The 21548-nt window shown below is 42.1% G+C and carries 23 protein-coding genes; 16 read left to right on the top strand and 7 right to left on the bottom strand.

Annotated features, from left to right (window positions below; genetic code table 11):
- The first annotated feature begins 91 nt into the window (after nt 1-91).
- The 4 genes from rpoD to NSU05_RS12605 all read left to right on the top strand — a co-directional run bounded on the left by rpoD (nt 92) and on the right by NSU05_RS12605 (nt 3919).
- Complete coding sequence (gene rpoD / locus NSU05_RS12620; RefSeq protein WP_003226225.1) at nt 92-1207, top strand: RNA polymerase sigma factor RpoD; 1116 nt, start codon at nt 92-94, stop codon at nt 1205-1207.
- 328 nt (nt 1208-1535) lie between these two features.
- Nucleotides 1536-1898: a cytochrome c550 gene (gene cccA / locus NSU05_RS12615; protein WP_003230068.1), complete on the top strand. Its 363-nt coding sequence runs from the start codon at nt 1536-1538 to the stop codon at nt 1896-1898.
- Nucleotides 1899-2154: 256 nt separating this feature from the next.
- Entirely contained in the window at nt 2155-2805 is a 651-nt protein-coding gene (gene trmK / locus NSU05_RS12610) for a tRNA (adenine(22)-N(1))-methyltransferase TrmK (protein WP_003246178.1), read from the top strand.
- A complete protein-coding gene (locus NSU05_RS12605; protein WP_038429314.1) occupies nt 2798-3919 on the top strand; it encodes a Nif3-like dinuclear metal center hexameric protein in 1122 nt (373 codons plus the stop codon). Before trmK ends, NSU05_RS12605 begins: the two co-directional genes overlap by 8 nt.
- A 22-nt stretch (nt 3920-3941) precedes the next feature.
- On the opposite strand, the gene NSU05_RS12600 is transcribed toward NSU05_RS12605, so the two are convergent.
- Nucleotides 3942-4886: a 4-hydroxy-3-methylbut-2-enyl diphosphate reductase gene (locus NSU05_RS12600; RefSeq protein WP_014477361.1), complete on the bottom strand. Its 945-nt coding sequence runs from the start codon at nt 4884-4886 to the stop codon at nt 3942-3944.
- Nucleotides 4887-5008: 122 nt separating this feature from the next.
- Entirely contained in the window at nt 5009-5743 is a 735-nt protein-coding gene (vrrA, locus tag NSU05_RS12595) for a VrrA/YqfQ family protein (protein ID WP_038429313.1), read from the bottom strand.
- 168 nt (nt 5744-5911) lie between these two features.
- On the opposite strand from vrrA, the gene cshB reads away from it, so the two are divergent.
- Both cshB and NSU05_RS12585 read left to right on the top strand, forming a co-directional pair.
- Complete coding sequence (cshB, locus tag NSU05_RS12590; protein WP_038429311.1) at nt 5912-7228, top strand: DEAD-box ATP-dependent RNA helicase CshB; 1317 nt, start codon at nt 5912-5914, stop codon at nt 7226-7228.
- Between the two features lie 9 nt (nt 7229-7237).
- Nucleotides 7238-8131, top strand: coding sequence for a deoxyribonuclease IV (locus tag NSU05_RS12585; RefSeq protein ID WP_009967756.1), 894 nt, complete (start codon nt 7238-7240; stop codon nt 8129-8131).
- A gap of 26 nt (nt 8132-8157) precedes the next feature.
- On the opposite strand, the gene NSU05_RS12580 is transcribed toward NSU05_RS12585, so the two are convergent.
- Nucleotides 8158-8412 (bottom strand): DUF2624 domain-containing protein, encoded by a 255-nt coding sequence (locus tag NSU05_RS12580; RefSeq protein ID WP_003230076.1) that lies wholly within the window; start codon nt 8410-8412, stop codon nt 8158-8160.
- A 115-nt stretch (nt 8413-8527) separates the two neighbouring features.
- Here NSU05_RS12580 and NSU05_RS12575 point away from each other — a divergent pair, with 115 nt between their 5' ends.
- On the top strand, nt 8528-9409 hold the full coding sequence (locus tag NSU05_RS12575) for a YitT family protein (RefSeq protein WP_003230077.1): 882 nt from the start codon (nt 8528-8530) through the stop codon (nt 9407-9409).
- A gap of 137 nt (nt 9410-9546) precedes the next feature.
- A complete protein-coding gene (gene zur / locus NSU05_RS12570) occupies nt 9547-9984 on the top strand; it encodes a zinc uptake transcriptional repressor Zur (protein WP_003230079.1) in 438 nt (145 codons plus the stop codon).
- A gap of 42 nt (nt 9985-10026) precedes the next feature.
- Here the strand turns inward: zur and NSU05_RS12565 are convergent, their stop codons facing one another.
- Nucleotides 10027-10608: a nucleotidase gene (locus tag NSU05_RS12565; RefSeq protein WP_003246215.1), complete on the bottom strand. Its 582-nt coding sequence runs from the start codon at nt 10606-10608 to the stop codon at nt 10027-10029.
- Between the two features lie 132 nt (nt 10609-10740).
- On the opposite strand from NSU05_RS12565, the gene NSU05_RS12560 reads away from it, so the two are divergent.
- Entirely contained in the window at nt 10741-11130 is a 390-nt protein-coding gene (locus tag NSU05_RS12560) for a DUF308 domain-containing protein (RefSeq protein WP_082201012.1), read from the top strand.
- Between the two features lie 25 nt (nt 11131-11155).
- Here the strand turns inward: NSU05_RS12560 and ispG are convergent, their stop codons facing one another.
- The 3 genes from ispG to NSU05_RS12545 form a co-directional block, all read right to left on the bottom strand.
- Nucleotides 11156-12289: a flavodoxin-dependent (E)-4-hydroxy-3-methylbut-2-enyl-diphosphate synthase gene (gene ispG, locus NSU05_RS12555; RefSeq protein WP_082200963.1), complete on the bottom strand. Its 1134-nt coding sequence runs from the start codon at nt 12287-12289 to the stop codon at nt 11156-11158.
- Between the two features lie 122 nt (nt 12290-12411).
- Complete coding sequence (locus NSU05_RS12550) at nt 12412-12711, bottom strand: LysM domain-containing protein (protein WP_003230087.1); 300 nt, start codon at nt 12709-12711, stop codon at nt 12412-12414.
- Between the two features lie 94 nt (nt 12712-12805).
- Complete coding sequence (locus NSU05_RS12545; RefSeq protein WP_015384107.1) at nt 12806-13567, bottom strand: DUF1189 domain-containing protein; 762 nt, start codon at nt 13565-13567, stop codon at nt 12806-12808.
- A gap of 109 nt (nt 13568-13676) precedes the next feature.
- Here NSU05_RS12545 and NSU05_RS12540 point away from each other — a divergent pair, with 109 nt between their 5' ends.
- From NSU05_RS12540 to pstA, 7 genes are all read left to right on the top strand, one after another.
- Nucleotides 13677-14159, top strand: coding sequence for a DUF456 domain-containing protein (locus NSU05_RS12540; protein ID WP_004398518.1), 483 nt, complete (start codon nt 13677-13679; stop codon nt 14157-14159).
- Nucleotides 14160-14337: 178 nt separating this feature from the next.
- The gene (sodA, locus tag NSU05_RS12535; RefSeq protein ID WP_004398583.1) at nt 14338-14946 is read left to right on the top strand and encodes a superoxide dismutase SodA; all 609 of its coding nucleotides are present in this window, start codon (nt 14338-14340) and stop codon (nt 14944-14946) included.
- 106 nt (nt 14947-15052) lie between these two features.
- Nucleotides 15053-16345 (top strand): MFS transporter, encoded by a 1293-nt coding sequence (locus tag NSU05_RS12530; protein WP_003230095.1) that lies wholly within the window; start codon nt 15053-15055, stop codon nt 16343-16345.
- Between the two features lie 113 nt (nt 16346-16458).
- Nucleotides 16459-18609, top strand: coding sequence for a penicillin-binding protein 2A (pbpA, locus tag NSU05_RS12525; protein WP_014477354.1), 2151 nt, complete (start codon nt 16459-16461; stop codon nt 18607-18609).
- A 154-nt stretch (nt 18610-18763) separates the two neighbouring features.
- Nucleotides 18764-19666 carry a phosphate ABC transporter substrate-binding protein gene (locus tag NSU05_RS12520; protein WP_015714269.1) on the top strand — a complete coding sequence of 301 codons (903 nt, stop codon included), beginning with the start codon at nt 18764-18766 and terminating at the stop codon, nt 19664-19666.
- A 68-nt stretch (nt 19667-19734) separates the two neighbouring features.
- Nucleotides 19735-20664 carry a phosphate ABC transporter permease subunit PstC gene (pstC, locus tag NSU05_RS12515; protein WP_014477352.1) on the top strand — a complete coding sequence of 310 codons (930 nt, stop codon included), beginning with the start codon at nt 19735-19737 and terminating at the stop codon, nt 20662-20664.
- Complete coding sequence (gene pstA / locus NSU05_RS12510) at nt 20664-21548, top strand: phosphate ABC transporter permease PstA (RefSeq protein ID WP_038429307.1); 885 nt, start codon at nt 20664-20666, stop codon at nt 21546-21548. The genes pstC and pstA overlap by 1 nt, the downstream gene beginning before the upstream one ends.

The following is a 21548-nucleotide window of genomic DNA, read 5'->3' as shown; positions in this document are numbered from 1 at the left end:
AGGCAGTTCACATAGAAAACGCCTGAATGGACCGAATAAGAATCATACCGCTTATAGAATTCGTTGCAAGCTTTGGAAGGAGGGATCCATAATGGCTGATAAACAAACCCACGAGACAGAATTAACATTCGACCAAGTAAAAGAGCAATTAACAGAGTCTGGTAAAAAACGTGGCGTTTTGACATATGAAGAAATTGCTGAGCGTATGTCCAGCTTTGAAATTGAATCAGACCAAATGGATGAGTATTATGAATTTTTAGGTGAACAAGGTGTTGAATTAATTAGTGAGAATGAAGAAACAGAAGATCCTAATATTCAGCAGCTTGCCAAAGCCGAAGAAGAATTTGACCTTAATGACCTAAGTGTACCGCCTGGCGTTAAAATCAATGACCCAGTTCGTATGTATTTAAAGGAAATCGGTCGGGTTAACCTTCTTTCTGCAAAAGAAGAAATCGCCTACGCTCAAAAGATTGAAGAAGGTGACGAAGAATCTAAACGCAGATTGGCTGAAGCGAACCTGCGGCTTGTTGTCAGTATCGCAAAACGGTATGTCGGACGCGGTATGCTGTTCCTTGATCTGATCCAGGAAGGAAACATGGGTCTGATGAAAGCCGTTGAAAAATTTGATTATCGCAAAGGTTATAAATTCAGTACGTATGCTACGTGGTGGATCAGACAGGCGATTACACGCGCCATTGCCGATCAGGCGAGAACGATCCGGATTCCCGTTCATATGGTTGAAACCATTAATAAATTAATCCGTGTGCAGCGTCAATTACTGCAAGACTTAGGCAGAGAACCAACACCTGAAGAAATTGCGGAAGATATGGATTTAACGCCTGAAAAAGTACGCGAAATCTTAAAGATTGCTCAAGAGCCGGTATCTCTGGAAACACCGATCGGTGAAGAGGATGACTCGCACCTTGGTGATTTCATTGAAGACCAAGAAGCAACTTCACCTTCTGACCACGCCGCATACGAGCTATTGAAAGAGCAGCTGGAAGATGTGCTTGATACGTTAACTGATCGTGAAGAAAATGTATTGCGTCTTCGATTCGGTCTTGATGACGGCCGTACAAGAACATTAGAAGAGGTCGGCAAAGTATTTGGAGTAACGAGAGAGCGTATTCGACAAATCGAAGCCAAAGCGTTGCGGAAACTAAGACATCCTAGCAGAAGTAAACGTTTGAAAGATTTCCTTGAATAAGATGGAACGGGTCTTGAAGATCCGTTCTTCTTTTTTTAAAAAGATATATGGATAATATGCCTTTATTTTACTGAAAAATGATGTCATTTGCAAATGAACATTGTGGTGAAAAATTTCAAAATCTAATTCCATATTTTCTATTGTAAGCGTATACAATACATTATACAATAGAATAAAAAGGATATTAGAGATTTAGGCATGTTTCTATTCAATTTTGTATAAAGTGTGAATAAAAAACTTTTGTATAGCAATCCATTTACTTTTTGTAAAAATAAGTTAGAATTAGAAGTGTTTACATAGGGGGAAGGATCAAAAAGGGGGAAGGGAAATGAAATGGAACCCGCTTATTCCATTTTTGCTGATCGCTGTTTTAGGAATTGGTCTAACTTTCTTTTTATCAGTAAAAGGACTTGATGACTCTCGGGAGATTGCGAGCGGAGGAGAAAGCAAATCTGCTGAAAAGAAAGATGCGAACGCTTCACCAGAAGAAATTTACAAGGCAAACTGCATCGCATGCCACGGTGAAAATTATGAAGGTGTTTCGGGTCCTAGCTTAAAAGGTGTAGGGGATAAGAAAGATGTCGCTGAAATTAAAACAAAGATCGAAAAAGGCGGTAATGGAATGCCTTCCGGTCTTGTACCGGCCGATAAGCTGGATGATATGGCAGAGTGGGTGTCAAAAATTAAATAAAAGAACCATTTTTCTCTTTATACATTCACAGGCCGCCGAGATGTTCTCGACAGCCTTTTATTTTTGACTGCCGCGTGCAGACCCGCATCAAAAGAAATAATCTCAAAATCATTTGCTTCAGCTTGGATTCCGGGCTGATTTTTTATATGATAGTAAAGGAAAAAATGATTGAGAAAAGTTGTGATGACAAGTGAACGAATTAAAATTATCTAAACGATTGCAAACAGTAGCGGAGTACATACCGAATGGAGCGGTGATGGCCGATATCGGCTCTGACCACGCCTACCTTCCTTGTTATGCGGTGCTGAATCATAAAGCCAGCGGGGCGATTGCCGGAGAAATAACAGACGGCCCATTTTTGTCTGCAAAGCGGCAGGTTGAAAAATCAGGCTTAAACTCGCACATTTCTGTAAGGCAGGGAGACGGACTGGAAGTGATTAAAAAAGGTGAAGCTGATGCCATTACGATTGCCGGAATGGGCGGGGCTTTGATCGCTCACATTTTAGAAGCGGGCAAAGACAAATTAACGGGGAAGGAACGGCTCATTTTACAGCCGAATATTCATGCTGTTCATATCAGGGAGTGGCTTTATAAAGAAAGATATGCGCTGATAGATGAGGTAATCCTTGAAGAGGACGGAAAGTGCTATGAGGTGCTGGTGGCAGAAGCGGGAGACAGGGATGCGGCTTATGACGGTATTTCTTTATCAGCCGGGATGCTCGTCGGCCCTTTCTTAGCAAAAGAAAAAAATGCTGTCTTTTTGAAAAAGTGGACACAAGAGCTTCAGCACACTCAAAGCATTTATGAACAGATCAGCCAAGCGGCGGATACAGAGCAAAACAAACAAAAATTAAAGGAGCTCGCCGATCGAATGGAGCTGTTAAAGGAGGTAATCGATCATGGCTAAAAGTGTAAATGGGCAGCAGATCATCCAGCTGTTTGAACAATTTTCCCCGAAAGCCTATGCGGTTGAAGGAGATAAAATCGGCCTGCAAATCGGCACTTTAAACAAACCAATTGAAAATGTGATGGTTACACTTGATGTGTTAGAGAGCGTTATCGATGAAGCGATTGAAAAAGAGGTTGACTTGATTATTGCACACCATCCTCCTATTTTCCGGCCGCTAAAGCATATTTCAACAGATCAGCCTGCCGGAAGGTTAATTGAAAAGTGTTTGAAGCATGATATTGCTGTTTATGCAGCTCATACAAATTTAGACGTTGCGGACGGCGGCGTGAATGATTTGCTTGCTGAAGCATTAGAGCTGAGTGAGATGGAAGTGCTGGCACCTACTTATACGGATCCTTTGAAAAAGCTGGCAGTATACGTGCCGAAGGAATATGAAGAGCAGGTCAGAGCCGCGGTCGGAAATGCGGGGGCCGGCCATATCGGTGAATACAGCCATTGCGCGTTTTCATCTGAAGGAATCGGCAGCTTTAAGCCATTGGACGGAGCTAAGCCTTTTATCGGTGAAGTGGGAGAGCTTGAGCTTGTTCATGAAGTAAGGCTTGAGACTGTATTTCCTAAAAGCGTCGAAAAAGCTGTTATCAATGCAATGATAAAAAGCCATCCATATGAAGAAGTTGCTTACGATATCTATCCTGTCGAACAGACTCCCGCCGAAAAAGGGCTCGGCCGTGTCGGAACCCTTAAAAATGAGATGACGCTTAAGGAATTCGCTTTATTTGTGAAAGACAAGCTTGACGTCAATGGTGTCAGAATGGTGGGAGATGCAGACAGCATGGTGAAAAAGGTAGCTGTTCTTGGTGGAGATGGAAACAAGTATATTCATCATGCAAAACGAAAGGGAGCCGATGTTTACGTCACAGGGGATTTATACTTCCATGTGGCCCATGATGCGATGATGCTTGGCCTAAATGTGGTTGATCCGGGCCATTACGCGGAAAAAATCATGAAAGAAGGCGTCACGAGAAAACTGACATCAATGTGTAACGATAAAAAGTTTGACGTGAATATCTTTGTTTCTGAAACAGATACAAATCCATTTACATTTCTATAAAAAAACTGAGGCTTTTACAGCCTCAGTTTTTTGCTTTTACTTTTGGAAGTATTTTTTTGAGCGGTATATTATGTTCAGTTGTCCAAGTTGATGGATCTTCGTGATCAAACTGCTCTAAAAAGCGAATGACTTCTTTTGTGATCGGCGTCGGTGTTGAAGCTCCCGCTGTAACTGCAACGGTATTAACGCCTTTCAGCCATTCGAGCTTCAATTCGCTTAAGTCGCCGATCCGGTATGCTTTTGTCCCGGCTATTTCCTCTGACACTTGAGCAAGCCTATTTGAATTGTTGCTTTTCGGGTCTCCGACAACGATTGTTAAGTCCGCTTTTTTTGCCTGCTCTGATACAGCTTCCTGCCGCACTTGAGTAGCGAGGCAAATCTCTTGGTGATATTCGACATGAGGATATTTTTCTTTGACAAGCTCCATAATGTCGTGAACATCCCATTGAGACATTGTTGTTTGATTCGTCACGATTAACTTCTCGGCTTGGATATCAAGGTTCTTTACATCTTCTTCTGTTTCAACTAAGTGAACGATCTCCGGCGCTACGCCAACGGCTCCCTCAGGCTCTGGATGCCCTTTTTTGCCGATATAGATCACGTGATATCCTTTTTCTTTCATCTCTAAGATTAGATTATGAGTTTTCGTCACATCCGGACATGTAGCATCAATTGCGACTAACCCTTTTTCTTCTGCGATTCTTCTGACTTCGGGAGAAACACCGTGCGCAGTGAAAATGACAGTTCCTTTGTCAACCTGCTTTAAGATGTCCAGACGGTTAGAGCCGTCCAATGTAAAAATCCCTTCCTCTTCAAACGCATCAGTGACGTGTTTATTATGAACAATCATCCCGAGTATATAGATGGGTCTTGGCAAGCTTTTATCTAGTGACGCATTTTTGGCAATGACCATAGCATCAACAACACCATAGCAATAGCCGCGCGGTGAAATTTTAATTACGTCCATTTTCGGTTGTCCTCCAATACTGAAGTGAGTAAAGGCAATATAAAAAGCCGTAATCAAACGGCTCTATTCTTGCATTCTTCTGATCTCATTATAGCCAATCTCACTTCAGATATCAAAGAATGTTAAATATATAATCTCGGTTTTGAACTGCCTGATGTTCTTTTCGGAGCAGGAGAGGCAGCTTCCTTTTTCTTCGGGGCAGATGTTTTTGATTCTTGTTCTTTATTGTCAGTTGTTTTAGATTTCTTTGGGAGAGAAGAACTTTTTGGTTTTGATTTTTTGTTCCCATCTGAGGTTTTTGTTTCAGTCTCTTTTTCTTTTTCTGATGATTCTTCTGAAACGGATTGTTTTTCACTTTCCTCATTGGTCTCTGTCTCAGTATCATCACTTTTACTTAATTGGCTGTACAGCTTCATCATTGCTGGCAGATTGCGGACTAATGGGCCGTACTGCTGGATCATAGGGGTGACTTGCTGCGCCATGCCGAGTACTTTTTGCACATTTCCAAGCATACTGGATAATGATGCAGGATTGGCGATATTTTGAATGCCTTGCAGGCCAGCACCTCCGCTCGCTGCGGCACCTGCTCCTGGAACTCCGGCGCTGCCAGCGCCTCCTCCGCCGGGTAGGAATCTTGACAGCATTCCTTTTAAGCCTCCGCCTGCACCTGCACTATTTCTCGCTCCGGCATTTGCCTGAGGAAGAAATTGTCCGGCTTGCTGAAAACCTTGCTGCTGTGCTCCAAATGAAGGTCCTCGCATATTAGGCGGTCTTCTGCCCATCATTCGCTGATTTGGCATGGGGCGGGGCGGTCCGGGCTGTGGGTAATTTCTCATTGGCTGCTGCGGTGAAAACATACTTGTACCTCCTTTCAGCTCTCTCTGCTATTAGAATATGCATGGGCTGCGGTATTTGCTTTACATAACTGAATAAAACAAACGCCTTGCAAACGTGGTGTTTTTAAGCAAAATCGGGTATAATGTGATGATGGACACATAATGTGCCGCTTTAAGGAGCTGGGAAAAATGAAAGAAACGAAATTTGAACTTTATGAATTGAAACCATTTATTATAGATGCAGTACATCGCCTTGGTTTTTACGAACCGACTGATATCCAGAAAAGGCTGATTCCTGCAGTGTTAAAAAAAGAAAGCGTCATCGGCCAGTCTCAGACGGGTACTGGAAAGACTCACGCTTATTTACTGCCTTTATTAAACAAAATCGATCCTGCTAAGGATGTCGTTCAGGTAGTCATTACGGCTCCGACAAGAGAGCTAGCCAACCAGATTTATCAGGAAGCGCTTAAAATCACGCAGGGTGAGGAAGGCAGTCAGATTCGCTCGAAATGTTTTATCGGAGGCACTGATAAACAAAAATCAATTGATAAATTGAAAATACAGCCGCATCTTGTTGTCGGTACACCCGGACGGATTGCTGACTTAATCAAAGAACAGGCGTTAAGTGTTCATAAAGCGGAATCTCTTGTTATTGATGAAGCGGATTTAATGCTGGACATGGGATTTCTTGCAGATGTAGATTACATCGGTTCCCGCATGCCTGAGGATCTGCAAATGCTTGTGTTCTCAGCGACCATACCGGAAAAGCTGAAACCATTCTTGAAGAAATACATGGAAAATCCGAAATACGCCCATGTGGAGCCAAAACAGGTGACTGCTGCGAAAATCGAGCATATCCTCATTCCTTCGAAACATCGTGACAAGGACAAGCTCCTTTTTGACATCATGTCGCATCTGAATCCATACCTGGGGATTGTGTTTGCCAACACGAAAAATACGGCTGACCATATTGCCCAGTATCTGACTGGCAAAGGCATGAAAATCGGCTTGCTGCACGGCGGATTAACACCACGTGAGCGGAAAAAAGTCATGAAGCAGATCAATGATTTGGAATTCACATATATCATTGCAACTGACCTTGCCGCAAGAGGTATTGATATTAAAGGTGTCAGCCATGTTATCAACTATGAGCTGCCGGATGATCTCGATTTCTATGTTCACCGTGTGGGCAGAACGGCTCGTGCCGGCTCATCAGGACAAGCGATGACCATTTATGAGCTTACTGATGAGGATGCATTAGTAAGACTTGAAAAAATGGGCATCGAATTTGATTACTTAGAGCTTGAAAAGGGCGAATGGAAAAAAGGCGATGACCGTCAGCGCCGCAAAAAGCGTAAAAAAACGCCGAATGAAGCGGATGAAATTGCTCATCGTCTCGTGAAAAAGCCGAAGAAGGTTAAGCCTGGGTATAAAAAGAAAATGAGCTATGAGATGGAGAAAATCAAGAAAAAACAGAGAAGAAACCAATCTAACAAAAGAAAGTAGGGGAACCTGTTGCTGAGAATAGGCTCACACGTCTCTATGAGCGGAAAACATATGCTTCTGGCAGCAAGCCAGGAAGCAGTCTCTTATGGGGCGAATACGTTTATGATTTATACAGGCGCACCGCAAAATACACGCCGAAAGAAAATTGAAGACTTAAATATAGAAGCAGGCCGGGCACATATGCAAGAAAACGGCATTGACGAGATTATCGTGCACGCGCCTTATATTATTAATATTGGCAACACGACAAATCCGTCCACTTTTGAGCTGGGTGTTGATTTTCTTCGTTCAGAAATTGAACGGACAGCGGCCATCGGAGCGAAGCAAATTGTCCTTCATCCTGGCGCTCACGTAGGGGCAGGAGCTGAAGCCGGCATCAAAAAAATTATTGAAGGCTTAAATGAAGTGATTGATCCGAATCAAAATGTCCAGATTGCATTAGAAACAATGGCTGGAAAAGGATCAGAATGCGGCAGAAGCTTTGAGGAGCTTGCGCAGATTATCGAAGGCGTTACACACAATGAGCAGCTGTCAGTGTGCTTTGACACGTGCCATACACATGATGCCGGATATAACATTGTCGAAGACTTTGACGGAGTGCTAAATGAGTTCGATAAAATCATTGGCATTGACCGTATTAAAGTGCTTCATATCAATGACAGCAAAAATGTTAAAGGGGCGAGAAAAGACCGCCATGAAAATATTGGCTTTGGTGAAATAGGTTTTGACGCACTGCAATATGTTGTTCACCATGAGCAGTTAAAAGACATTCCAAAAATTCTTGAAACACCATACGTCGGTGAAGATAAAAAGAACAAAAAACCGCCATACCGTTTTGAGATTGAAATGCTGAAAGAAAAACAATTTGATGATACATTGCTCGAAAAGATTTTACAGCAATAAAAAATGGGGGATAACACCCCCATTTTTTAGCTTGTAAATTGTTTGAATAGTTCATTAACTGTTTGAGCTGTTTCTTTCGATGTAATCGTCTCTACTTGTTTCAACAGCCGCATTCGTTCACTCTCATTAAAGATGTTTACATTTTTCCCGTATAACAAGTTCGCTACTTCAACGGCCTGCGATCTTGTTAAGCTGATTCCGTATTGTTTAGAGTACTTCAGCAAATCATCAGCAGTAGCCTGATTAAGCCGCTGTAAAATAATTCTTTGAAATAAAATCATCGGTCATTCCACCTCCAGACTTAATGTATGGGCAAATCAGTAAAATGTGTCAGTGTTTAATGGTAAAATAGATTTATAATGTATTTAAAATAGTTATTGCAGGAAAGGAGATTTTATGACCCCAACAAAACAACATAAGAAAGAAACATTTACCCATTTTATTTTCAGGGTCTTTATGATTCTGGTAGGAGCTGCATCTGCGGCTGTAAGTATTGAATTATTTTTAATCCCCAATGATTTTATTGATGGCGGGATTATCGGTGTATCACTTATTTTAGACCACCTCTTTATGTCAAACCCCTTTCTCAATTTCGCTTTTTTCGTTGTCATATTAAATATTCCTTTTATGATCTTCGGATATAAATATATCGGTAAGACCTTTCTAGTCTCTACGTTTATAGGGATTGTCGGGCTTGCCGTTATTGAATCCTCACTTCACCATGTAGAAGCCATTACAACCCAGCCTATTTTGGCTACTGTGTTCGGAGGTCTTTTACTCGGCTTTGGCGTCGGGCTTGTTATTCGAAACGGAGGTTCAATGGATGGTACAGAAATTCTCGGTATTTTGCTGACCAAAAAACTCCCGTTTTCAGTAGGTGAGTTCGTTATGTTCATCAATGTGTTCATCTTCATTTGGGCAGTTTTTGTGTTCGGTCCTGAGCAAGCGATGTACTCATTCATGACTTATTATATTGCGATGAAAACGATTGATGCTGTGATCCAAGGGCTTGATGAAACAAAAGCTGTCATTATTGTGTCTGAGCAGTATGATGAGATTTCCGACGCGATTTTGCACCGTCTTGGTCGGGGCACAACGAAGCTGAAGGGGAAAGGCGGGTATACGGACGAAGAAAAAGACGTAATTTACGCGGTTGTCACAAGGCTGGAAGTGACAAAGCTCAAATCGATCGTGTTTGAAGTTGATCAAAATGCATTCATAACAATTATGAATACTCATGAAACGAGAGGCGGAAAATTCAAAAACGCAATCCACTAGGCTTTCATTTACTTTTATTCATTTTATGGGTATAATTTTATCTGCAGTAAAGACAATGGCTTGCTGGACAGACAGCTGCCATTTTCTTTTTCATACATGTGATACGTTCTTAAGCAAAGCGAAAAGGGGGACCCTTCATGAACGTACAAGAAGCGCTGAACCTACTAAAAGAAAACGGATATAAATATACAAACAAACGGGAGGATATGCTGCAGCTTTTTGCTGATTCAGACAGATATCTTACCGCTAAAAACGTACTGTCTGCACTGAATGATGATTATCCAGGCTTAAGCTTTGATACAATCTACAGAAATCTTTCTTTATATGAAGAACTTGGGATTTTGGAAACAACTGAGCTGTCCGGTGAAAAGCTTTTCCGATTTAAATGTTCATTCACCCATCACCACCATCATTTTATTTGTCTTGCCTGCGGCAAAACAAAGGAAATTGAATCATGTCCGATGGACAAGCTTTGTGATGATTTGGATGGCTATCAGGTCAGCGGACATAAATTTGAGATTTACGGCACATGCCCTGATTGTACAGCGGAAAACCAAGACAACACTACTGCGTAAAATGCGTATATATGAAAAAGGGGCCCGGTTTGGGCTCCTTTTTCAGTTATTGACGCGTATTAAGTGATGCTTGTTGTTGTTCATCCATTGAACGGCTTCTAGCCAGTTGTTTACTCTGATGATGTTTGAATCAATCGGAAGCTGATTATAAGGGGAATTGAACAAAATCACCGGTATCCCGGCTTCTTTCGCAATCATCATGGCGTTACCGTGATGATCCTCAAAAAACAGGTCGATGTTATGATTCTTGACCGCTTCAACTTTGTGATGACCGCCAACGAGTTCGATGTGGTCATAATGAATGTTTTGTCTGTCAAACCATTCATAGGTAATATCAGTTAAATGAGTCCGTCTCGCTGTAATATAAATAAGCTTGTGCTCCTCTTTGAGAAGATCAAGTGACTGTTTCGCATGCTGTGCAAGCAATGCTTCCTTATATATGATCGCTTCATTTTGATTCATCCAATCCCAAAATTCTTCCTGGGTAATGTTTAACAGCTTTGTTAAATCATAATCCGTCATATCGTTTAATGAAATGGAAAGATTAAACGAACGGTTCAAATAAGGGACGAATGTATCCTGAGCCGTGATTGTGCCGTCAATATCTATTCCTAAGCGTAACATGCCCACACTCCTTCAGTTTCATCCCTTCAAGTGTAACATAAACAATTGACATTAACAGAAAAGTTTAGCAAACATGAATCAGGCAAAATGGATCAAACTATAAAAGCTCCTTTAATAAAACAGAAGGGGGAATTGAAGGTGGCAAACGATTACGAAAAGCGTGATAACGACAGTTACTATGTTGATCATGGGTCTGAAGGGACAAATATTACCCGCGACAATGACGGTTTTTTTGAGGAAACAGCTGCTGAAATCGCAGAGCCTTATCGTGCTGCTGACCGCAGCAATGACCAAGACAATGATCGCAGCGGCGGCAATGTCAATGAAGGACGGGGAATAGGATATATCGCTTTAGCCTTGTCCATCATTTCATTGTTTGTACTGCCTGTTTTATTGGGAGCTGCTGGTATTATTGTCGGCTATATCGCAAGAAGAAGAGGTGCTCAAGGCCTTGGAGCCTGGGCAATGGGTATCGGTGTCGTTTCATTAGTGCTTGGAATATTTATTATTCCATTTTTCTAACACAAAAAAGCTTGACGGGTTCCCGTCAAGCTTTTTGTGTTTCTTCTTTTAATTTTGCTTTTTCAGCTTCAAGTTTTGCGTAGTGTTCCTCAGCAAGAATGTCAATTTCTTTTTTGAGTTCTTCTACCATCGTTTCCTCTGGAACCTTACGGACAATTTTCCCTTTCCGGAACAGCAGTCCTTCACCGCGTGCGCCGGCGATTCCGATATCAGCTTCTCTCGCTTCACCAGGTCCGTTTACAGCGCAGCCGAGAACAGCAACTTTAATTGGCGCTTTTACCTTAGAAATATACTCTTCCACTTCATTGGCAATGCTGATTAGATCAATTTCAATACGGCCGCAAGTCGGGCATGAGATGAGCGTGGCAGCATTGGAGGCTAAGCCGAAAGATTTCAGAAGCTCCCTTGCTACTTTTACCTCTTCTACAGGGTCTGCGCTTAGTGAAATGCGCATGGTGTTCCCGATGCCTTTGCTTAAAATGGCGCCGAGTCCTGCTGCGCTCTTTACTGTGCCGGCAAACAGTGTTCCTGACTCGGTGATCCCGAGGTGAAGCGGGTAGTCAAACGCTTTCGCCGCTTTTTCATAAGCCTCGATTGCAAGGTTCACGTCAGAGGCCTTCATGCTGACAATAATATCGTGAAAATCAAGATCCTCAAGAATTTTAATGTGATGAAGTGCGCTTTCTACCATTCCATCGGCAGTCGGATAACCGTATTTTTCTAAAATGCGTTTTTCCAATGAACCGGCGTTTACTCCGATTCTGATCGGAATGCCTTTGTCTTTGGCCGCTTTAACAACCGCTTCAACTTTTTCGCGCCGGCCGATGTTGCCGGGGTTGATTCGGATTTTATCTGCGCCGCCTTCAATGGCTTTCAACGCAAGTTTATAATCGAAATGTATGTCAACAACGAGAGGAATGGAAATGCGCTTTTTAATATCCGCAATGGCGTTTGCTGCCCGTTCATCCGGACATGCTACCCGAACGATTTGGCATCCGGCTTCAGCCAAACGGTTAATTTCTGCAACCGTTGCTTCTACATCATGTGTTTTTGTTGTTGTCATGCTTTGGATGACAACTTCATTGTTGCCGCCTATTGTTAAAGGTCCCACTTTGACGGGACGCGTTTTTGTACGATGTGTGATTTCACTCACTTGCAATCGCTCCTTAATTGTAGTTGCCGCTTCTAGATATAACAATTCTAGTATGGTTTATGTGAATTTATTTTACAAATTACATTGTAACAGTGTCTTCGCCGAACTGACAAGAAATTAACGTTAAATTAAGGGTAGACCGGGAATTTATACGCTGTTCCCGCTTGAATGGCATTGGCTTTCACATTTGGATTCAGTGCTTCAAAATCCTTTACAATGTCATCCGGAGAACCTGCTGATCCGACTATCGACATAACCGTATCACCCGGCTTTACCTTCACCGTTTTATAAGCCGGTTCTTGTACAGCCGTTTTTGCTGATGCTTCATAGACAGGGAGGTCCTGAATGGGGATGGTTCCAATTTTAAGGTCATAAAAAAGAATAAAAAGTATAAAAACAATGCTGCATACTAAGGTGAGACGCTTCATCGCTTTTCCTCCCGCATACGAAATTTTATACCATAGTATGCTTGTCCATTTCGATTCATGACAAAAGAAAAGAGACTGCGAATGCAGCCTCGGTTTATACAGCAGCTTTTTTGGACGGAATCTCTTTTAAAACGAGAAACAGGATGACAAAATTGACAAACCAGTTCAGCAAAAATTCACTTGGTACGGTTGCTTCTAATGCCCGCATGATTGTAAAGAATACAGTTGAAAGGGTGATGGAATAAGCAGAAAGCTTCCAGAGCTGATGATAGGATAAATGTTTTTTCTGCGAATTCTTAATGATTAACCCGATAAGCGCTAAAAACGATACTTCAATAAATTTTCCCGCTGCAGTTACGAGAAAAATAAGAGCTGAGAGAACAGTTACAATCATCGCTTTATTTTGGTTTAAACCTGCAATGACATCTTTTTTCTGTAACTCTGACGGCATCATTGAGTAAGACATTTCTTGGGCTTGTCCGTCAATGGCCAAAACAAATTTGTTCTGAAGGATGCCGATTGCGTTTTGCTTTGCTTCAATTTGTTCAGTGCCATAGGAGTCTGTTGGATCGAACACGATAACGAAACCATTTGCTTGAGATTCCGTGGCTTTTTTCTCATCCGTTTGAAGTTTGCCGTTTGAAATTGTGAAATCAGGGAAATCTTTGTTTAAAACAGTTTTAAAGCCGTTCATTGATTTTACGGTCCCTGTACTTACATAATAAGCGGTAGGGATTGCAAACAGGACAGAGAGCAAAAATACATAAAGAATCGCTTTTCCGATTCCTTGAAATCTTGTTTTTGCAATATCACGGGGAGAGTATGTACTTTTAATGAAAAGCTGAAACACATTCACTATCTTCACTTCCTAGCTAAACTAATATATGTTGCTTATTGTATCGTTGCATGCGTGTGAATACAAGGAAGACATAAAGAAGAAAGAGTAAAATGGGAGGATGGAAGCTATGGATATGTTGTATTGGCTGTTGATTGCAGCGGTTTTTATCATTGCCTTTATCGGGCTGGTGTATCCTGTTATTCCGAGCGTAGTATTTATTGTTGCCGGATTTGTATTGTACGGATTTTTATTTTCATTCAGTCCGTATTCTTATATGTTCTGGCTTGTTGAGGCAGTTTTTGCGGCAGTATTATTCGCAGCAGATTACGTGTCGAATCTGCTTGGAGTAAAAAGGTTCGGAGGAAGCAAAGCTGCCATATGGGGAAGCACGATCGGTTTATTAATCGGGCCTTTTGTCATTCCGGTTGCAGGGATCATATTGGGGCCGTTTATCGGGGCTGTTTGCGCAGAACTTATCGTCCATCAGAAGGACTTAAAGTCAGCGTTTAAAATTGGCCTCGGCTCACTCATTGGTTTTTTAACAGGGGTTATTGCAAAGGGCATCATACAGCTTTTGATGATCGGATACTTTTTATGGACGGTCCTATAAGAAATGCTGGCGGCAGGTTTAATGGGGCAGATTATCGGTTAAAGTGAAATATGTCCGCTGAAATGAGCCAAATCGTGAGCTTTTTCATTGATTACAAAGCATTCTTTTGTTACATTGAATGAAGAAAGGCTCGCTGTGAAGCGGCATTTCAGTACATATATACTAAGGAGGAATTATCATGGCTTACGAACTTCCAGAATTACCTTATGCGTACGATGCTTTAGAACCGCATATCGACAAGGAAACTATGACTATTCACCATACGAAACACCACAACACATACGTGACAAATTTAAACAAAGCGGTTGAAGGAAACACTGCTCTTGCCAACAAATCAGTTGAAGAGCTTGTTGCAGATCTTGATTCTGTTCCTGAAAACATCCGCACTGCAGTCCGCAACAACGGCGGCGGACACGCGAACCACAAATTATTCTGGACACTTTTATCTCCAAACGGCGGAGGCGAACCGACTGGCGCGCTTGCTGAAGAGATCAACAGTGTATTTGGAAGCTTTGACAAATTCAAAGAGCAATTCGCAGCAGCAGCAGCTGGACGCTTCGGTTCTGGCTGGGCATGGCTTGTTGTGAACAACGGTAAACTTGAAATCACAAGCACGCCAAACCAAGATTCTCCGCTTTCAGAAGGCAAAACGCCTATCTTAGGTCTTGACGTTTGGGAGCATGCTTACTACCTTAACTATCAAAACCGCCGTCCTGATTACATTTCAGCTTTCTGGAATGTTGTAAACTGGGACGAAGTGGCTCGTCTATACAGCGAAGCAAAATAATGGCACAAACAAGGTCCTCATTATGGGACCTTGTTTTTTTATGTCTTCTTTTTACATATCTCGGTTTGAGTGAGACAGACTAAGGGATAGTAAAGGGGAGTCAGTAATGAGCAAACTAAAAAAAGTGATAGGCGATGTAGACGTAAACAAAGGGTTACTCTTTCTGCTGACCATTGGCGGGCTTTATTCGCTGGGAATTGCACTGTCCAATACATTTGTTAATGTGTATCTTTGGAAGCAGTCAGGGAAATTTATTGATTTGGCGATATATAATTTATCCATTGTGACAATGCAGCCGATAACCTTTTATTTGGCTGGACGGTTAGCCAAAAAAATAGACAGGGTATTCATTTTAAGGTTCGGCGTCATTTTTTTAGCTGCCTTTTATTTAAGTGTGCTTTTAGCCGGAGAAACGGCGGCCAGCCGCCTCGTGCTAATCGGCGCGGTGCTCGGAGTGGGCTATGGCTTTTATTGGCTAGCGTTTAACGTGCTGACCTTTGAAATAACAGAGCCGGATACGCGAGACTTTTTCAACGGGTTTATGGGCATTCTGTCTTCCTCTGCAGGAATGATCGGCCCGATTGTAGCCGGATTCGTGATCTCAAGGCTTGAAAATAATACGGGTTATACAGTGATTTTCAGTCTCTCCCTCAGTTTATTTGCCCTGGCCGTCGTGATGAGCTTTTTCTTAAAACGGAGAGAATCAAAGGGCCGTTTTATGCTGAGCAAAGTATTTGGAGAGCGCCATAGCAATATGAATTGGCGGAGAATCACGAATGCGCATTTTTTTCAGGGTTTGAGAGAAGGGATTTTTGTCTTTTTAATCAGTGTGTTTGTATTTATTGAGACAAACAGCGAACTTGCTCTCGGTACATTCGGTCTTGTCAATTCAGCTGTTTCCTTCTTTGCCTACTACTTTGCATCCAGGCTGATTAAGAAAAAGGCGAGAAAAAAATCGATTTTGCTGGGCGGACTTATTTTGTATGGCGCGCTGTTTTTGATTCTGTTCCATATGAGCTTTTCGACATTATTAACGTACGGCGTTTTTATTGCCATCGGCTATCCTCTGTTGCTTGTGCCATATGTATCACTTACATATGATGTGATAGGGCGGGCGAGGCATGCCAGAAAAGCAAGAATTGAATATATCGTGCTTAGAGAAATGTTCTTGAACGCCGGCCGAATTGTTTCCATTTTGTGCTTTCTCCTGATTGTGGCCCTTCTGAAAGAGGATGTGGGAATTCCTTTGTCACTTGCGATATTGGGTATAGGACATCCTTTGATTTATTACTTTGTCAAGGATATTCGTTTTAAGGAGAAAGAAGGGGAAAATGAAACCATGGAAGAAGACGGCCAAAAACGGGTAACAGAACCGACCCTGTTAAAAGGCGAGAGATAATTTTTTTGCCAAAAAGGGGTTATCTGTAGAAAAAAGTCGAAAAAACCTTTAAAATGAAAACTGGCACTCTTACTTGAGTGTCTTTTCTTTCTGTAAATAGAAAAGGTGATGTTATGAGGAGAAATAAACCAAAAAAGCAAAATCATAAAGAGAAAAAGAAGTCGCTTCCGATCCGGCTGAATATTTTATTTTTAGCTGCCTTTGTTATATTTACCTGGATTATTGTGGAACTGGGCATCAAGCAGATCGTGCAAGGCGATGATTACAAAAACCAAGCGAATAAGCAGGAACAAAGTGAAGTCAGCTCAGCGGTACCACGCGGGAAAATTTATGATCGAAACTTTAATGCCATTGTGACAAATAAGGCTTTAAATGCAATCACATACACGAGATCTAAATCGACCACGCAAGAACAGCGCTTAAAGATCGCAAAAAAGCTGTCTGACATGATCAAAGTCGATACAAAAAAAGTAACAGAACGGGATAAAAAAGATTATTGGATTTTGACTAGACCGAAAGAAGCGAAAAAGCTCATTAGCTCTAAAGAAAGACAGCAGGTTGAAGACAAAAAAATATCCGATGACGATTTATACCAGCTTCAGCTAAAACGGATTACTGATAAGCAGCTGAATGAATTGACGGATAAAGATATGCAGATCCTTGCTATCAAAAGACAGATGGATTCGGGCTATGCATTAACCCCTCAATATATCAAAAACGAAGATGTATCAGCGAAGGAAATGGCAGTGGTAAGTGAACATTTAGACGAACTGCCAGGTGTTGATGTCACGTCCGATTGGGAACGTGAATATCCTTATAAAAACCTTCTTCGCTCAGTGCTCGGAAGTGTTTCCAGCTCTAATGAAGGATTGCCGTCCAACTTGCTCGACCATTATCTGTCGCTTGGCTACAGCCGTAATGACAGGGTAGGAAAAAGCTATTTGGAATACCAATACGAAAGCCTTCTGCAGGGCCAAAAAGCCAAAGTCGAAAATATCACAGATTCAAACGGCAATGTCACGGGAACGAAAACCGTTTCTGAAGGTAAAGCCGGTAAAGATCTCGTGCTTACGATTGACATTGATTTGCAAAAAGAAGTGGAAAAAATCATTGAGAAGAACCTCAAATCTGCTAAAGCAAGACCAAGCACGCAATTGTTAGACCGGGCATTCGTTGTCATGATGGACCCAAGAAACGGTGAAGTGCTTTCAATGGCGGGCAAGCAGATTAAACAAGAAAATGGGAAATATAAAATTGATGATTACGCTTTAGGTACAATGACGTCATCTTACGCCATGGGTTCAGCAGTCAAAGGCGCAACAGTCTTGACAGGCCTTCAAACCGGAGCTATCAATCTGAATACTGTTTTTCAAGATGAACCTTTATATATTGGTCAGGATAAACGCGGTAAAAAGTCATGGACTAACTTAGGACCGGTCAATATTCAAAGAGCCTTAGAGCAGTCTTCTAACGTATTTATGTTTAAAACAGCGATCGCGCTCGGAAAAGGTGAATATAAACCGCACCAAGCTTTACCGATTGATACGACGGCCTTTGATACGTTCCGTAATTATTTCAGCCAATTTGGATTAGGTGTCAAAACTGGAATTGATCTTCCGAATGAAATGACAGGCTATAAAGGAACAGACAGATTGACGGGATTCTTGCTTGACTATGCAATCGGCCAATACGACACATATACACCGCTGGAACTGGCGCAATACGTATCAACGATTGCAAACGGCGGGTATCGCTTAAAACCTCAGCTTGTGAAAGAAGTCAGGGATCCTAATCCTGAAAAAGGAATCGGTGCTGTCGTACAATCCGTTCAGCCGGAAGTGCTGAATAAAATCGACATGAAGAGTGAATATATTAAAGAGGTTCAGGCCGGATTCAGACGGGTGATGACAAAAGGGACAGCTGCCAGCCAATTTGCTTCAGCGTCATATCAGCCTGCCGGTAAAACAGGAACAGCACAATCGTTCTATGATGGACCTGATAAATCAAAAACAGGAACATCGACTTATAATACGACACTTGTTGCCTATGCACCGGCTGATAATCCTGAGATTGCGATCTCTGTAGTAGTCCCTTGGGCTTATATTGATTACAGCGCTAAATATACCATTACAAACGAAATCGGCAGGGAAGTAATGGATAAATATTTTGAGCTGAAATCGAAGCAGGACAAAGAAGATACTCAGCAAAAGAATAAAGACAAAATTGAAGAAAATGCAGAAAACACAACGTCTTCTGATAACTAAAAAGAAACGCTCACATGATGTGGGCGTTTTTTTTATACAAAAAAACGCACTGATTTACAAAACCTTAACATTCGGTTCAAACCCTTTTTACATAGAACCTTTACTCTATACGTGTAGGACAAATTACACATTATACGCAGGGGGAATTCAGGAAATGAAAAAAAACAAATTGGTGCTTATGCTTCTGATGGCTGCATTTATGATGATTGCAGCTGCATGCGGAAATGCAGGAGAAAGTAAAAAATCGAATAGCGATTCTGCAAAAGGAGAAGAAAAGGCATCAGGTTCTTTAACCATTTCTGGTTCATCGGCCATGCAGCCACTAGTACTTGCAGCCGCGGAAAAATTTATGGAAGAAAACCCTGATGCTGATATACAGGTACAAGCTGGCGGTTCTGGAACAGGGCTTTCTCAAGTCTCTGAAGGAGCTGTTCAGATCGGGAATTCAGACGTTTTTGCTGAAGAAAAAGAAGGCATCGATGCAAAAGCGCTTGTCGATCATCAAGTCGCTGTAGTTGGTATGGCAGCAGCTGTAAACCCTGATGCTGGTGTAAAGGATATTTCAAAAGATGAATTGAAAAAAATCTTCACTGGCAAAATTAAAAACTGGAAAGAGCTCGGCGGCAAAGACCAAAAGATTACACTTGTAAACCGTCCTGATTCTTCTGGCACACGTGCTACATTTGTGAAATATGCGCTTGACGGAGCGGAGCCTGCAGAAGGCATTACTGAAGATTCCTCCAACACGGTGAAAAAGATCATTGCTGATACTCCGGGAGCGATTGGATATCTTGCATTCTCATATTTAACAGATGACAAAGTAACTGCTCTATCTATTGACGGTGTTAAACCTGAAGCGAAAAATGTAGCAACTGGCGAGTATCCGATCTGGGCTTATCAGCATTCTTATACAAAAGGTGAAGCGACAGGTTTAGCTAAAGAATTTCTTGATTATCTAAAGAGTGAAGACATTCAAAAAAGCATTGTTACTGACCAAGGCTACATTCCGGTTACTGATATGAAAGTGACACGCGATGCCAAAGGGAAGCAAAGCTGATCTTAATAAAAAGAGGAGTGCGGGGACAACCGTTTCTCCTCTTAACACATTCATAGGAGTGTAAAACAATGATAAACAATAGAGAAAATATGTCTGTGAGCGAGCGTTTAATCAGCTCAAGGCAAAATCGGCAATTGGATGAAGTTCGGGGAAGAATGATTGTAACAGCATGTGCGCTGATTATGATTGCGGCATCTGTTGCAATCACCATTTTCCTCGGCGTGAAGGGGCTGCAATCTTTTCTTGTAAATGGTGTAAGCCCAATTGAATTCTTAACGAGCTTAAATTGGAATCCTACAGATAGTGATCCGAAATACGGAGTGCTGCCATTTATTTTTGGCTCATTTGCAGTAACGATTCTTTCTGCTCTAATCGCTGCGCCGCTTGGCATTGCAGGTGCGATTTTTATGACAGAGATTGCCCCGAATTGGGGAAAGAAAGTGCTGCAGCCGGTGATTGAGCTTTTAGTCGGTATTCCATCTGTTGTTTATGGATTCATAGGTCTTACAGTATTGGTGCCGTTTATCGCCCAGTTCAAATCGAGCGGAACAGGGCACAGTTTATTGGCGGGAACGATTGTCCTTTCCGTCATGATTCTGCCGACGATCACATCGATTTCTGCTGATGCAATGGCTTCTCTTCCGAAGAGTTTACGAGAGGGTTCTTACGCGCTTGGTGCGACAAGATGGCAGACGATCAGAAAAGTACTTGTGCCTGCAGCTTTTCCAACATTGATGACAGCTGTTGTGTTAGGCATGGCTCGGGCGTTCGGCGAAGCTTTGGCTGTTCAGATGGTCATTGGAAATACAAGAGTATTGCCGGAAAGCCTGTTTGACACTGCGGGAACGCTGACAACGATCATCACGCTGAATATGGGCCACACCACATACGGAAGTGTTGAAAACAATACGCTGTGGTCAATGGGGCTTGTGCTTCTGGTGATGTCATTCCTGTTCATCCTGCTTATTCGCTACTTGTCATCTAGGAGGAAAGTGTAATGAACCGCAAAATAACAGATAAACTAGCGACCGGAATGTTTGGTTTGTGTGCAGCCATTATCGCTGCCATTTTAGTAGGTTTGTTTTCCTATATTATTATAAACGGTGTTACTCAGCTCAGTTTTCAATTTATTACAACAAAATCGAGCGCCATTGCAGCTGGAGGAGGCATACGAGATCAGCTGTTTAACTCCTTTTATATTTTGTTTATTACAATGCTGATTACAATCCCGCTCGGTGTGGGCGGCGGAGTCTTCATGGCTGAATACGCGCCTAATAACAAAGTAACTGACTTCATCAGAACATGTATAGAGGTGCTTTCATCTCTTCCGTCTATTGTCATTGGGATGTTTGGATTATTGATGTTTGTCAACTTAACAGGCTGGGGATATACGATCATAGGCGGAGCGCTTGCGTTAACTGTTTTTAACCTTCCTGTCATGGTGCGTGTGACAGAAGACGCGATCCGTTCAGTCCCTAAAGATCTGAAGGAAGCCTCTCTCGCTTTAGGTGTATCACGCTGGCATACCGTAAAAACAGTTTTAATTCCAAGTGCGATTCCTTCTATCATCACAGGAGCAATTTTAGCGTCAGGAAGGGTGTTCGGGGAAGCGGCCGCATTATTATTTACGGCAGGCCTGACAACACCGCGTCTTAATTTTACGGAGTGGAACCCGTTTTCGGAAACATCACCGCTTAATATTTTCAGGCCCGCTGAAACACTTGCGGTCCACATTTGGAACGTCAATACACAAGGAATGATTCCGGATGCTGAAGCGATTGCCAACGGTGGTTCTGCCGTGCTGGTGATTTCTGTTCTTGTGTTTAATCTCGCGGCGAGATGGCTTGGCACGATGATCTACAAAAAGCTTACGGCAAATTAG

The sequence above is a fragment of the Bacillus sp. EU52 genome, from assembly GCF_037964975.1.
Taxonomy (GTDB): Bacteria; Bacillota; Bacilli; order Bacillales; family Bacillaceae; genus Bacillus; species Bacillus subtilis.
Note: the sequence above shows the minus strand (reverse complement) of the source record. Positions and strands in the feature narration are given on the sequence as shown.